Origin of the sequence: Staphylococcus durrellii (genome assembly GCF_015594545.1) — a bacterium.
Taxonomy (GTDB): domain Bacteria; phylum Bacillota; class Bacilli; order Staphylococcales; family Staphylococcaceae; genus Staphylococcus; species Staphylococcus durrellii.
In genome coordinates this window covers 2,335,256-2,349,307 of sequence record NZ_JADIIO010000001.1, presented here as the reverse complement: position 1 = coordinate 2,349,307, position 14,052 = coordinate 2,335,256, and the positions used below count along the sequence as shown (strand labels likewise).

Here is a 14,052-nt window from a genome sequence, read left to right as displayed (position 1 = left end):
ATAACATAGCTGTTTTAATCCAATGTAAAGCAAGCGTAAAAGTATATTTCATTTTAGATATAAGTCGTTATTAATCATTCTTTAATAAAGGTTAAATAAATATAAATATAGATAATATTGAATATAATCCAAATGTAAATATGACTTTAGATTATATTTACAAAATATTTATATGATTAAAACTAGATAAATAACTAAATGATAGTATGACGATAACAGAATAAAATAATCAAAATTCGTTGGATATCTTATGTATTTAGAGATATGTACGTTGAAAAAGTTATTTAATTCTAAAATTAAATATTAACTAGCTTAATGAAGAGAGGGACAAACTTTGTTACTTATCATAATTTGCGTGATATTGATTATGTGGTTAGGCATAGTAGAAAAGAAAAAACACTCACGGCGGTTGAAGAAAATCGCAACACGCATAAATATCAATGGCATTAGAGGTAAGTCAACTATAACGAGGCTTATTTATAGTATATTGCGTGAAGATCATTACAAAGTTATTGGTAAAACTACAGGCACAGACGCGCGTATGTTGTATTGGTTTACTCCTAGAGAGTACCCAGTATATAGAAAGCCCCAAGGTGCGAATATTGGTGAACAAAGGGACATCGTACAAAAAGTTGTAAAGCAAAGGGCGGATGCACTTGTGAACGAATGTATGGCAGTTAATCCAGATTATCAGGTTACATTTCAGAAAGATTTAGTGAAGGCCAATATAGGTGTGATAGTTAACGTCATGGAAGATCATATGGATGTATTAGGCCCAACATTAAAAGAAGTAGCGCAATCTTTTACGGCGACAATCCCGTATAAAGGACATCTTATTGTTATGGAGGATGAATTTACTTCATATTTTGCAAATATAGCGAAAAGACGAAAGACAAAACTAATCGTAGTTAGTAAAGACACAGTGCCCGAATCATATTTAAGGAAATTCAATTATCTAGTATTCCCAGACAATGTGGCCATTGCCTTGGGCGTAGCTGAAGCTCTTGGTGTTGATAGAGAAGTTGCACTGCAAGGTATGTTAAATGCACCGCCAGATTCAGGTGCAGTTGAAATTAAATACTTTAATGCGAATAACACAACGAACGTATATGTTAATGCATTCGCTGCTAATGAACCTAAATCATCAAAAGCGATTCTAGATAAAGTAGAATCATACAATTACCCATATCAAAAGAGAATTATTGTTTTAAATTGTCGTGCGGATAGAGTCGATAGAACAAAAATGTTTGTCGACGATTTCATCGAAGATGTACCGTTCGATACTTTAATTTGTACTGGGAAAAGTACCCAAATGGTAACTGAGGTCATGAATTGTCAACCGAATAAAAAATATCTAAATTATGAAAATAGCGATTTTAAAGACGTTGAAGAGGGCTTATATGCAGAATGTGAAAATGCATTGGTTTTCTGTGTAGGTAATATTCATGGGCCAGGAAAAAAAATAGCGCAGTTTATAGAAGGGATAAAATAATATGGTAGGTTCAGAATTATATTTCTCGTTATTTGTGGGCATCGTTTTGAGTCTAATATTTGCAGAAAAATTCGGCATTACCCCGGCAGGACTTGTTGTTCCAGGGTACTTAGCTTTGATTTTTGATCAACCCGTAATGTTATTGTCGGTGTTGATAATTAGTTGTATTACTTATTTTATAGTCAACCATGGTATTAGTAGATACGTTATTTTATACGGGAGAAGAAAGTTTGCTGCAATGATTTTAACAGGTATGGTATTAAAATTTTGCTTTGACTTAATTTATCCCTTAACACCATTTGAAATGGTTGAAATGTCTGGTATTGGAATTGTTATTCCAGGAATCATCGCGAATACAATTCAAAAACAAGGTGTAATCATTACGCTATCGTCATGTATGTTATTGACATGTATTACATACGTCATTTTATTCTTTTATAGTTTTATTAACTAGTTAGGAGCTTGTAAATATGAAGAAATCAAAAAGATTTACAATTGATGAACGTGTGCTGAAATGGTCAAAACTTCATAAAAGATATAATTTCATTTTTACATTGATTGTTTTAATAATGGCAATCGTATTTTTAGTATTCATTTTAAGGATACAAAAAAATGTGCCTGTTGAAGCAATGCCTGCGCATAACGATGAAATCAATTTAACCTATTTAGGTAATATCAATATGAACTCGAATATTAGAAAAAATGACCTTGATGAAACATTTGGTGCAATTAAAGACATCTTGAAGGGGAGTGATTATTCAACAGCAAGCCTTCACTTATCTAAATTTTCGGATGATCAAAAGAGAAACATGAAAGAAAATATCGATAATATTATGTATTTGAAAGCGTTGAATATTAAGAGCTTAAATTTAATAAATAATTCAGTGGACAATATCCAAGCCAGGGATCTACAAAAAGTAGTAGAAGGTAAAGCAGGTTACAACTTTCTTACAGGGAATGGTTCTAATCCTATAAATAGTAAAACTGTCCAGCAAAATATAAAAGGACGAAAAATAGCTAGTGTCGATTTCACAGATGTAGAATCCGACTATTCGGACCCTTTGAAAAATACGACTTCAATTAGTTTAAAACCAAAAATATTTATACCACTAATAAAAAAACTAAAAGAACATAACGATGTTGTAGTCGTTAATGTCGATTGGGGGATTCCAGATGAGAAACACGTCACAGCACGACAACAAAAATATGCTCATGCATTATCGGATGCCGGGGCGAACGTAATCATTGGTCACAACACAGTCATTCAAAAAGTAGAAAAGTATAAGCATACAAATATATTTTATAGTTTAGGTAATGTGACATCTGAGAATTTTCTTTCCAAAAATCAGCAAGGCATCACGGTACAACAAAAGTGGAATGGTAAAAAGTCGGATTTTCTTGTAACACCGATTAAATCTCAAGGGGGCAAGATTTCAAAGGCAAATCCAAATAAAGTTGAAGAAATTAAGTTGTTGAATAATCTTAATAGTGATTCAGTGAAATTAAAAAAAGTGAAGGGAGGGTACCATTATGAATCTTAAAAGCCACTGGTTATCCATTACAGTTATATCAATCATCCTTATTATTTTCTTATTAATCACTTTTGTTAAATCAAATGAAGATACGGATAAATACGAAGACTATGAACTTAAAGTAGAAAACCAACAATATTTATCTAAAGGGGTAAATTAATATGAGTATTTATAATAAAAAAACGCTCATCGTTATATTGCTCCTCACAATTATTATTTCTATTATCTTTTTCTTTATTACAAAACAAGATAATTATAATAAAGATGATTTATATGAAAATAAAATTGTGGATCATGATCAATCCAATGCAAGTAAGAAATACGGTGTAGCATCTAATAATCCAATCGCAACAAAAGTAGGTAACCAAATTTTAAAGCAAGGTGGCAATGCTATTGATGCTTCTATCGGGGTATCATATGCTTTGGCCATTACTGAGCCTCACTCCTCGGGGCTTGGTGGCGGAGGTGCAATGCTTTATTACGATGGTAAAAGCAACACCGTTCCCAAACAGTGGCAATATAAAGACATTTCATCTTTTGGTTACAAAAATAAAGATCAAACAGGCACTCCCGGTTTTGTCAAAGGGATGCATGATGTACATAAAGCTGGCGGTAAAATGGCGGAAAAAGACATTTTAAATGATGTTATTCCATTAGCAGAAGAAGGATTTGAAGTGGATTCTGAGTTAGAGCGAAGTTTGAAACTCTATGGTTCTGACGTTGATAGAAATTCGCCATTCTTTGAAGGTAGTAAAACGAAACGCGAGGGAGATGTGATTAAGCAACCAGCTCTTGCCGAGACACTTAAAGGTATACGTGATAAAGGACCTGATTATTTTTACAATAATATAGGTGATAAAATATCTAAGCAAATGGATAATAAACTCACAGAAAAAGACTTCAAAAGCTATCGTACCGAAGCCAAAGAACCTGTGAGTACAGATTATATGGGTAATAAAATTTATTCGGCATCCAATCCTCTTGGTGGTACGCTTATGTTACAAGGTTTAAAGGTAGATGAAGCAACCGAACAGGGAGCAACAGCTAATAATAGACTTGATTATATTACAGGAGTGTTAAAATCTAGAGCGCTGATGTACCGTAATAGAGATATAGTTAATGGCAACGATCAAGACTTTGATGAGTATTTATCTCAAGATTACTTGTTAGGAAAACTAAATGAATTAAACATGAATAGTAATTTCAATACAAATAATGTAGATAATACAAGCACTACGCATTTCGTAGTTATCGATAAAGACGGTAAAATGACGAGTACAACAAATACTTTATCAAGTTTCTTCGGCTCAGGTAAATATATGAAGCAAGGGTTTTATATGAATAACTCACTATCCAACTTCTCTAATGATCCAGCAAGCCCAAATTATAAAGGAAAGCATAAAGAACCTAGGTCTTTTACTGCTCCTACAATTGTGGTGGGACCAGATTATTATATGGGCATTGGGACACCGGGCGGTAATAAAATACCCACTACATTAAATGAAGTACTTATTGATTATTTAAGAGGCAATGGTACATTACAAAATTCCATAGATAAACCTCGATTTTACAACGATGGGGGGACGATTTTTTACGAAAATGCAACGAGTAAGGAAGATGTTAGTATTTTCAAAAGTCTAGGATTTGGTGTTGAAGAAAAACGTAATGATCCAAACTTTGGTAGTGTACAAGGTGCGATTTATAATAAAAAAAATAAATCTGTTGAGATTGGTCAAGATGTTGGTAATCGTTAATTAACATTATTATCAACGAGAGCGGATTGAAACAATTATTCCCCCCCCCCTTCAAAAATAGACACTGAAAAGTGTCTATTTGTTGTGAAGGGGGTTTTAATGTTTGATATAGTTTGCGCATAACTCATGATTTTTGAAATTTTAAATGAAAATGAGATTTTATTTAATTTCGTAATGTGCAAATTCTGACTTTAGCAAACTATAGACATAGCTATCTGAGTACTGCCCATTAAGTTTTTCAGCTTGGCGAATGATGCCTTCTTGTTGAAACCCTAATTTTTTAGGGATGTTTTGGCTTTTGACGTTATATACTGCAGTTCGTATTTCTACACGATTTAAATTTAATGTTTCAAAACAATAATTAATTAAATATTGTGTACATTTAGTCATAATGCCATATTGTTGATAATCTTCGGCTAGGTAATAACCGATAGAAGTTTTTTCATTTAATGAATCTATATAATGAAGACCAATCACCCCGACGAGTTGATTGTTGTACCAAATGCCACAATGAAATCCATCTCCGCCTCAGTGCGGTTTTTATATACCATACCATACTCAATTTACGTACTAGGTCGAGCTTCAATTCGTTTTACTATTACATATTTATTTACAATAATAATCAATTATTCATTTTATACTATAAAATACATTTGATTTTAAGATACAATTAATTTATCGAACTTGTAATCAACTAAGTAGGAGTGAATATATTGGAATTAGTTTATGATAGTAGTTTAAAATTTTATATTAGTATATTTGAAAATATAAATAATACTTTTAAATCGTTGAACGACCAATACAAAATAGAAATTAAATCCGATTCCAAATTGAAATATCCTTATTTCAAAGCAGAGGATAATCTAATAATTTTTAAAGATAATTTATCTGAATTATTAGATTATTTAAGTGCTGAGGAAGCTACATCTATTGTACTAAATAGAATTATAGATAGTTTAGAACTGATATTAAGTTCTAAACTCAACTTGCCAAATTTTAATGAACAATTTAAAGAATTTAAAAGAAGTTTAAAGCATACAGTGTTTCATGGTAATAATTTAAATCCTTTTCTTTTAGATAAATTATATCAAGATAATATGATAAGTTTGAAAAGCAAAGAATATAAAGATATGAAAATACGTATTACTTTCAGTTACAATTCATCAATTAACTTTCGATTTAAAGATTTTGATGATAAATTGAATCAACTTGAGACACAGGCTGATGTTTCTCATCGTATAAAAAATGTTCTTAACCATTCACTTGAAAAACAGAATAGCAATGTTTTTAGACTTTCGAGTTTTGAAACGTTTAAAAGTCTAAAAAATTCATTTACATCACATGATAATGCGATACGCTATTTAAGATATAAAACTAATAAATTAAATTTAAAGTTCACTAGAAAAGATATTATTAACACATTAGAATCCACTACATCATTACAATTTAATGATAATGTAGAAAAAAGTAAATTTTTTGACAAATTTTCTAAAAACCAACCAAAAGGTCAATACACTTTTAAAGATTTAATAATAATTACAACTATCGCATTCTTTACAGAAAGATACAGATTAAATAACTCTAATAATACTTCATTTTCTAATAATTATTTTGCAACTTTTTTAACGTCATATTTTGCTAATAAAAAAACAAATAAAATTCTAAAGGGTTATAAAAACGCTAATTCTTTCGACGATGATAGTCCATTAAAATCAGAATTTAATGATTCAATTTTAAAATTCAAACAAGACATCAGTGATTATCTCTATAACAAATTGAAGATTTTAAAAGACGGTAAAGCTTATTACAATTATAATAAAAACATAAATAAGCATTTAACCTCCCAGATAACATACTTGATTTATGAAATATTTTACTTAAATTCTTTACCGTATTATGAATTTTTAATGACTACATTTAGAGATTATGAGAATTTCATTTCTAATAATCTTTATATATTGAATCAAAATAATCCTACTGGACTTTTTGATTTAGCTATTGATCTAATAGACGTTTTTACTAATTGGAGTAAGGGCTTAGGTAAAACAAATAGTAAAGCTTTTAATAGCATAGGAACTTTACCTAGTAATAACTTACCGTCTTTAAATCTTGACCTAAATAGCGAAACATCATACTCTTTCCTAAAGATTTTAAGACTATTAGAAAAAAATAATTTTAGAAACGATTTTTACAACAAATAGTCTCAAGAAGACTTTTATACCAACGTTCGCTGTGTCTAGACCCTTAACTTTGAGAATAGTTAAGGGTCTAATTTTTTTGTCTTAATTACTATATTCTGTGGATAGTTAATTAGTAAGCAACACCAATTAACCCAAATCTACTTAATTGTAGATAAACATGAACATTGAAAACTAAAGATTGGAGGTCGCAAAATGAAGTTGAATATGACCAAATTATGTTTACTCCCAAGTAATATCTCTTCAAAGGTAGTTGAAAGTAATTTAGAAAAACTTTTGAATTCCTCTTCGGTATTTAATAATTTGTACTTATTAGAAAGGCAAATTGCTCCCATGATTATTTCTATTGAAGATAAAGGGGTGTTTATAAGTTCTAGTTGGTTGGAAAGTGAAATAAGACGTCTAAATAGATTATTTGGTACTTCAGATGAACTAAATTCATTAATTATTATCTTAAATTTGAAAAAAGGACAAGGTAACAATATTGTCGATAAAGAATTATCTCATATTAAAAAGTGGCTAGTTCCTCTTGAAAGAATTTCAAATAAGCCAACGTCTGATTTTAAAATTAATGGTTATTGGACACTCTTTTCTTCCTATAGTGGAAGAATGACAGCAAGTCAAATGCCATTAACCTCTATACCTAAGTCTATGCGAAAGTATGTTATTTCAAACAGTCCATACAAGGAATTGTGGTCTGTAGACTTTAACCAAGCTGAACTACGATTTTTAGCATATTATGCTAATGATCCATTCTTACTAGGTCATTTTAGCACTGGTCAGGATATGTACAGTTATATTGGTAACTTGATTAATTCATACAATCGAAATGCATCACCTGAATGTCTGCGTAATACATGTAAAACTTTCTTACTTGCTTGGCTTTATGGCGCAAGTACTAACACGTTGATAGAACAATTAAGGAAGAAAGGATTTCACGTTACTTCTATAGACTTAAAACACGTATTGAAGCAATTAGAGCTACAGATGCCACAAGCAATTTGTTATTTGACCTTATGCTCAAGTCAAAATGAAGTGCAAACCTTCTTTGGAAGTGTCATGCCACTTGTCGATATGAAAGGAAGTACCAAACGTAACTTCGCACTTCAATCATCAGTAGCAACGACAATCAAATTACTCATGTTAGAAGCACACAAACTTGATTTAGATATCGTTCATGTCATTCACGATGAGCTATGGATTGAAGTAGACCCAAGTAATTCAAATTGGAAAAAGCTTTTGCAACAAAATTTTGAAAAAACAATCAATCATTATCACAACGGTTTCCCGTTGAATAACATTTTAAAATTTAATCAATTAAAAGGAGTATGTTAATTATGTCTAAACACAATATAAGTAATTTATCGAATGAAGTAGAAGTAGGTCCCGTATCTGTGGAAATCAATAAAGCCTTAGATGATGTTATCCCAACATCTAATGGAGAAGCTAATGTTATTAAGCTAGATGTAACTATAAAAGATAGTAATCATAATTCTAAAAATTTACCTTCTCATCTTATCTTTGTTGATACAAATGCCGACTCAATATACGGGCAATTTATAAAGTCAGTAGCTGATGCTATAAGAAAACCTGAATTTGACACTATTGATTTAAAAAACTTAACTGGCACAGCAAACTACTATATTAACAAAAACGGATATAGTGGTCTAAATCAATGGCAATTTACTATACCACAAGATCAAAGCAATCAAATAATTCAAGAACATATTCACAATCAACAAACGCCCCAAGTGAATTCTTTTAATCCACCATGGGCTGCACCAAAGAAGGAGGATGACTATATTGATTAACGTAAAATCAACTGAAAATTTAAGCATCGTTAAACCTTTTATCAAGCAACAACCAGATAAAATCAATTTAATTAAAAAATTGGATGACGCTACTACTGCGTCTTCTCCTCTACATCCTTTATTAAACATTAATAGTCAAGATCAAGAGTGGATACTACGACATAACTTGAACAAGACATTTTACATGTGTCGCATAAACGCAAATAACAATGTAGCATCGATTTCAAAGACAGCACTGGCACAAAAAAGCGATGATTTTTATCAAGATATTCAAAATGTATTAAAAGAAGCACTGACCCATGAAACAGAAAAAGGTGAAACACGTATCAGAAAAGGTATTACAGCAAAATTCATTGATGCTTGCTTTAACATTATCTGTACCTTTGACACACCTAATGAGTTAAGAATCTATAACTATGATAGTGGTGTGTGGGAAATCACTGATCTGCCTTTGCAGCGATTTATTTATGAGCTTTGCTATACTCTCGGAACAAGTTGGTCAAAGAATCTTGAAACTGCCTTACTCGATCAAATTAAGCGACGTATTAATGTTTATTATTCCGATGAATTCAATAAAATTGCACTTACATTAGGAAATTGCGCTTTCAATTATAATACATTTCATCTAGAGCATACATCTCCATCGCATCTTTCAACAATTAAGTCTTCTGTAAAATATGATGTTAATGCTCAAGCACCTATTTTCAAAAACGCTTTACATCAATGGTTTGATGATAATGATGATATTGCCTTTGTTCAAGAATGGTTTGGCTATGTACTCTCTAATTCGTTTAAGGCAAATGCTTTCTTAATTGTATATAGCAAAGGTGGTGAAGGAAAATCAACATTGTTTGGTTTATTGGAACAACTTGTTGGTGTAGCTAATACAACGGCCATTCCTTTAAGTAACTTTAATAAAGATTTCGGTCTAGAGCCTTTGTTAAGTAAAAAATTTAATCTCGCAACTGAGTCATCCAAGAGCGAATTCAGTACCGACAAATTAAAAGCCATCACTGCTGGAGAAAAGATAACGGTTAACCGTAAAAACTTAAAAGAAATTGAAACAAACATACCTGTGAAATTAACGTTTTTAATGAATGAATTACCTATCATCAAAGATAAAAGTCATGGTTTACAAAGAAGGCTCATTATACTGCCTATGATTAAAGCCATTCCTAAAAGATTACAGAATAAATATTTGTCTCAACAACTTAACCAAGAATTACCAGGTATACTCAATTGGGCTATAAATGGCTTAATTCGTTTAGATAAAAACAAGTACAATTTTACAATATCTAATAATATGGCTGCTATTAAGCAAAAGTACTTCAATGATGTTTCTCCAATGGCTGATTTTATTACTCATTGCTTAAAACCTAATCCTAGTAATACGAATATAACAGGTAAGAGTTTAATGGACGCTTTCAAATCGTGGTCAGAATTGAAAAACTATAATGTTGTGCACTTACTATCTCCCGTTTCATTTTGGCGTGAATTTAAAATTGAAACGCAAAAATTAGGCTTAGAATATAAAAAAACGAAGTCCTCTGGCGATACAGTTGTCAAAGGTATTAAATTTAAAAGTGATGATAGTGACAGCAGTGACGTGAAAATAATTAAGTAAGATAGGTGATATGAATTGGATGAATTAGTAGAAGTATTGTCAGATTTGATCATCGATTATCTCGATAATCAATCAGAATAATATCATTGCTCTAACTCTTAATATGGGAGTTAGAGCTCATTAAATTCAATTTTAAATTTATATTATCATCATAGAAAGGAGTGACTAGAGATGAGTATTACTATCGGTTATGCACGTCAGTCGGTGGATAAAAAGGAGACAGAGAATTCAGTTCATTCTCAAATTAATGCGATTAAGAAATACACAGATAATCATAAAATTCAAGATGTTAAGTTTATTAGTGATGTGAAAAGTGGACGTTCAACAACACGTACTGGATATCAATCTATGCTTGATATAATACGTAAAGGTGAGTGCCAACATATAATCGTATTTCGAGTTAATCGGTTAAATCGAAATTTCAAAGATTTTATGGAGCTACAAGCACTTTGCGAAGAACACCATGTTCTCATCACTTCTCTAAGTGATGGTCGGTTTGATTTATCAGATAAAACACAAGCATTTAAAATTCGTTGCTTAGCCATTTTAGGAGAAACTGAAAGTAAAATTATTGCAGAAAATGTTCGTTCAGCTAATGCACTTAAAGCAAGTAATAATAAACTATTAGGTACGAATGCCCCCTTTGGTTATATCTATATGGATAAATCATTTCATATCGATCAATCAAAAGTGGCAACGATTCAATTTATTTTTAACTCATATGTTAATCAAGGTTGGGGTTACAAAAAGATATCTCAAGCGTTAGCATTCCAATCATCACTATACTATCGCACACCTAAACAAGTAAAACGGATTATTACTAATGAAAAGTATGCTGGACTAATACGTAACCATTTTGGAGAATATAAAGGTCAATTCGATCCTATAATCGAAGAAAGCTTATTTCGTAAGGCCGAAACAATACGAGCTTCTAAAAAAACGTTAACGTACCACCATCCTATCGTCTTATTACGAAAGAAAATTCGCTGTACTTGTGGTGCCACAATGACCCCAATCCGTATGAATCGAAAGCATATGACACATCCTATTACCTATTATGTTTGTCCTTTGAATGAAAGATTGGGATACAAAAAATGCAATATGGGATACTTTGTAGCTTCAAAGATGGATGAATGTGTCATAAGCATTATTGAAGACAATGTGATTAATCGACAACTGCTTCAACGTTTAGAAAGTGTTATTCATTCTAAATTGGCTTTGAAAATCAAAAGAAGTCAACCTAAATATAATCAAGACCAAATCATTAACCAATTGTCTAAACAACAAATCAGCATCGAAGAATATAAAGATAAACTCAATAAGATTGAAACATGGCAACGTAAAATGAATAGCCATAATCTAATTACTTCTACCGCTCAACTTGATCGAATTACCCACAATATTTTAAATAATTACACGTTATATATAGATCAGTTATCTGACATGATAACTCAAGTAACAGTGAATCAAGATAAAGAAATAACTGGTGTGTTTCTTAAAGATTCTCCACTTAATTTATTAAAAGTAAAGGATGATAAAAAATGTTAAATAGAAAACCAAGAGAAATACTTATACTAGCATATGAAAACGAAAGTGACGAAAGAGCATTATTGCCTTTTGAAAAAATTGATACACTCAAAGATGATTGTATTCGACTAAATATGAAAGTCATTAAAACTTATACTGAATTAGAAGAATTAAATGATGATATCGAAAATGACATCGTTCCTAATGTACCTGTTATTTTATGGGGGTATGTTTCTGATTATCCAGGTTTGGAACAATCCAGTCTTGATTATTATTCGCATATTGAAATATTACCTTATCTTGAAATGATAGGCGCTTAAATACAGTTAATTAAAAAATGACTAAATAAGGATTTGATATGATGAACGTAACTACAACTACCATTAGAGTAGCACCGTATGTTAGGGTTAGCTCACTTAAACAAGTTGATAATTATTCTGTTTCAGCCCAGCTAGCTGAAATTGAGAAGTATTGCAAGGTAAATGACTATGAAATGCTACCGCCTTATATCGACAATGGTATTAGTGGGGCAGAAATGAAAAATAGACCTGGTTTACAACAAATGCTTAAAGATTTAAAAGACAATAAGCTAGATAAAATAGTTGTCTGGAAGCTTACTCGTCTCGGGAGAAGTATGAAAGATATACTTCAGATTATTGAAGAATGTGAAAAAAATAATACCTCATTTTACTCTGTAAGTGAACACCTCGGTATTGATACTGATATGAATAAATTAATGTTAAATATCATGGGTTCGCTAGGTGAATATGAGAGAACAATACTGAGAGATAATATTCGTATTGGTGCTTCAAATAAAGCAAGTGAAGGTAAATCTGTAGGCGGTCAGACTCCTTATGGTTATGATCGAATTGATGGCCACTTAATTGTTAACCAGCACGAAAGTCGTGTTGTTAAAGATATTTATCAAATGTACAGTCAAGGTATGAGCTTTACTGCAATAGCAAATGTACTCAACGACAGGCATGAAGTAACGAAGTTAGGCAAGCCTCATTCTAAGGATTCTGTATCTTATATTCTTGAAAACCAAGTATACCTCGGTTTGGTCGTTTATAATCAATATGTTGACTGGAAGAAAAAAGGTCGTAAAGGATATAATAAGGAACCTATTGTTACTGAAGGTGAACATGAAGCCATTATTTCTAAAAAGATATGGGATAAAGTCCAAACGCAACTTAAAGCAAGAAAAAGTCGTAAACGTGGTAATAATAAAACAGATAATCTCTTGACTGGCTTACTGAAATGTAAAAAATGTCACGCAAACTATGTCATTTCGAATACCATAAATACACTTCAAGATGGAAGTAAACGACATTTTCGTTATTATATTTGTAGGACACGTAAGCAAAAAAGTGACAATTGCAAAAATGCGCCTAATATTCGTGCTGATTACATAGAAAACTATGTATTTCAAAATATTAAAAATTTAATTCGTAAACCTGATTTAATTAATAATATTGTAGAAGCTGTTAATCATAAAAGGACACCTGACGCTGCCAAGATTAAACATGAAATCGCCAATAAACAGTTTCAAATTGAAGATTTAAGATCTAGATATGATAATTTAATTAAAGTCATAGAAAGTGATGGAAGTATCACTGAATCAATCAAACCAACTTTACTTAATTATAGCCAACAAATTAATGAACTAGAAACAAGTATTAAACGCTTAGAAAGTGATAAAATCAAAGAGCATCCTAGAATAGATGCGGATACAGTTATGGATATTTTTGATATTTTATTTAAGAATTTAAAAAGCGCTAATAAATCCTCATTAAAAGCAATTTATCATCTAGTGATTGAACATATTTATGTTAAAGCTGATAAGAACAACAAAAAACGCTTTTATATTACTTTTAAGTTCAATCAAGAAATCGTAGACACTTTACTAAATAATATTAATCCAGACGAACAATTAATTGATTGTTCGTCTTCTTTTTTATCTGAAATCCCTTTTGAAACATTTTTCCTAGAGCTTAGTATATAAACCATTCCAATCTATATCACTGTCGTCACTTTTGTCACTATTCACTAACGTAATAAATTCTAATTCAAGTATATATTATATCAATGATGTAATCCTTGTTACATCTACA

General features: G+C 31.1%; 12 protein-coding genes and 1 pseudogene. 12 read left to right on the top strand and 1 reads right to left on the bottom strand.

Going from position 1 to position 14,052, the window contains the following annotated elements; genetic code table 11:
* Window positions 1-334 precede the first annotated feature (334 nt).
* Genes pgsB through ISP02_RS11355 form a run of 5 tightly spaced genes read left to right on the top strand, consistent with a single transcriptional unit; the run spans window position 335 to window position 4,778 of the window.
* On the top strand, window positions 335-1,492 hold the full coding sequence (gene pgsB / locus ISP02_RS11375; RefSeq protein WP_195721653.1) for a poly-gamma-glutamate synthase PgsB: 1,158 nt from the start codon (window positions 335-337) through the stop codon (window positions 1,490-1,492).
* Between the two features lies 1 nt (window position 1,493).
* The gene (gene pgsC, locus ISP02_RS11370) at window positions 1,494-1,946 is read left to right on the top strand and encodes a poly-gamma-glutamate biosynthesis protein PgsC (protein ID WP_195721652.1); all 453 of its coding nucleotides are present in this window, start codon (window positions 1,494-1,496) and stop codon (window positions 1,944-1,946) included.
* A 16-nt stretch (window positions 1,947-1,962) separates the two neighbouring features.
* Window positions 1,963-3,033 carry a CapA family protein gene (locus ISP02_RS11365; protein WP_195721651.1) on the top strand — a complete coding sequence of 357 codons (1,071 nt, stop codon included), beginning with the start codon at window positions 1,963-1,965 and terminating at the stop codon, window positions 3,031-3,033.
* The gene (locus tag ISP02_RS11360) at window positions 3,023-3,184 is read left to right on the top strand and encodes a hypothetical protein (protein WP_195721650.1); all 162 of its coding nucleotides are present in this window, start codon (window positions 3,023-3,025) and stop codon (window positions 3,182-3,184) included. Before ISP02_RS11365 ends, ISP02_RS11360 begins: the two co-directional genes overlap by 11 nt.
* A 1-nt stretch (window position 3,185) precedes the next feature.
* On the top strand, window positions 3,186-4,778 hold the full coding sequence (locus ISP02_RS11355) for a gamma-glutamyltransferase (RefSeq protein WP_195721649.1): 1,593 nt from the start codon (window positions 3,186-3,188) through the stop codon (window positions 4,776-4,778).
* 159 nt (window positions 4,779-4,937) lie between these two features.
* Here ISP02_RS11355 and ISP02_RS11350 read toward each other — a convergent pair.
* Window positions 4,938-5,303: pseudogene (locus tag ISP02_RS11350) on the bottom strand (GNAT family N-acetyltransferase); the annotation flags it as partial.
* A 188-nt stretch (window positions 5,304-5,491) separates the two neighbouring features.
* On the opposite strand from ISP02_RS11350, the gene ISP02_RS11345 reads away from it, so the two are divergent.
* From ISP02_RS11345 to ISP02_RS11315, 7 genes are all read left to right on the top strand, one after another.
* Complete coding sequence (locus ISP02_RS11345) at window positions 5,492-6,979, top strand: hypothetical protein (protein ID WP_195721648.1); 1,488 nt, start codon at window positions 5,492-5,494, stop codon at window positions 6,977-6,979.
* A gap of 204 nt (window positions 6,980-7,183) precedes the next feature.
* Window positions 7,184-8,311: a DNA polymerase gene (locus ISP02_RS11340; protein ID WP_195721647.1), complete on the top strand. Its 1,128-nt coding sequence runs from the start codon at window positions 7,184-7,186 to the stop codon at window positions 8,309-8,311.
* A 2-nt stretch (window positions 8,312-8,313) separates the two neighbouring features.
* Entirely contained in the window at window positions 8,314-8,787 is a 474-nt protein-coding gene (locus ISP02_RS11335; RefSeq protein ID WP_195721646.1) for a hypothetical protein, read from the top strand.
* Window positions 8,780-10,411 carry a DNA primase family protein gene (locus ISP02_RS11330; protein WP_195721645.1) on the top strand — a complete coding sequence of 544 codons (1,632 nt, stop codon included), beginning with the start codon at window positions 8,780-8,782 and terminating at the stop codon, window positions 10,409-10,411. Before ISP02_RS11335 ends, ISP02_RS11330 begins: the two co-directional genes overlap by 8 nt.
* A gap of 171 nt (window positions 10,412-10,582) precedes the next feature.
* A complete protein-coding gene (locus ISP02_RS11325; protein ID WP_195721644.1) occupies window positions 10,583-11,959 on the top strand; it encodes a recombinase family protein in 1,377 nt (458 codons plus the stop codon).
* Window positions 11,953-12,258, top strand: a complete 306-nt coding sequence (locus tag ISP02_RS11320; protein WP_195721643.1) for a hypothetical protein — start codon at window positions 11,953-11,955, stop codon at window positions 12,256-12,258. Before ISP02_RS11325 ends, ISP02_RS11320 begins: the two co-directional genes overlap by 7 nt.
* Before the next feature lie 38 nt (window positions 12,259-12,296).
* Window positions 12,297-13,943, top strand: coding sequence for a recombinase family protein (locus ISP02_RS11315; RefSeq protein WP_195721642.1), 1,647 nt, complete (start codon window positions 12,297-12,299; stop codon window positions 13,941-13,943).
* The last annotated feature ends 109 nt before the right edge of the window (window positions 13,944-14,052 follow it).

Excerpts from the sequence above, each read along its gene's own strand:
- pgsC (WP_195721652.1), top strand. The coding sequence starts at position 1,494 with ATGGTAGGTTCAGAATTATATTTCTCGTTATTTGTGGGCATCGTTTTG.
- ISP02_RS11365 (WP_195721651.1), top strand. The coding sequence starts at position 1,963 with ATGAAGAAATCAAAAAGATTTACAATTGATGAACGTGTGCTGAAATGG.
- ISP02_RS11360 (WP_195721650.1), top strand. The coding sequence starts at position 3,023 with ATGAATCTTAAAAGCCACTGGTTATCCATTACAGTTATATCAATCATC.
- ISP02_RS11355 (WP_195721649.1), top strand. The coding sequence starts at position 3,186 with ATGAGTATTTATAATAAAAAAACGCTCATCGTTATATTGCTCCTCACA.
- ISP02_RS11340 (WP_195721647.1), top strand. The coding sequence starts at position 7,184 with ATGACCAAATTATGTTTACTCCCAAGTAATATCTCTTCAAAGGTAGTT.
- ISP02_RS11335 (WP_195721646.1), top strand. The coding sequence starts at position 8,314 with ATGTCTAAACACAATATAAGTAATTTATCGAATGAAGTAGAAGTAGGT.
- ISP02_RS11325 (WP_195721644.1), top strand. The coding sequence starts at position 10,583 with ATGAGTATTACTATCGGTTATGCACGTCAGTCGGTGGATAAAAAGGAG.
- ISP02_RS11320 (WP_195721643.1), top strand. The coding sequence starts at position 11,953 with ATGTTAAATAGAAAACCAAGAGAAATACTTATACTAGCATATGAAAAC.
- ISP02_RS11315 (WP_195721642.1), top strand. The coding sequence starts at position 12,297 with ATGATGAACGTAACTACAACTACCATTAGAGTAGCACCGTATGTTAGG.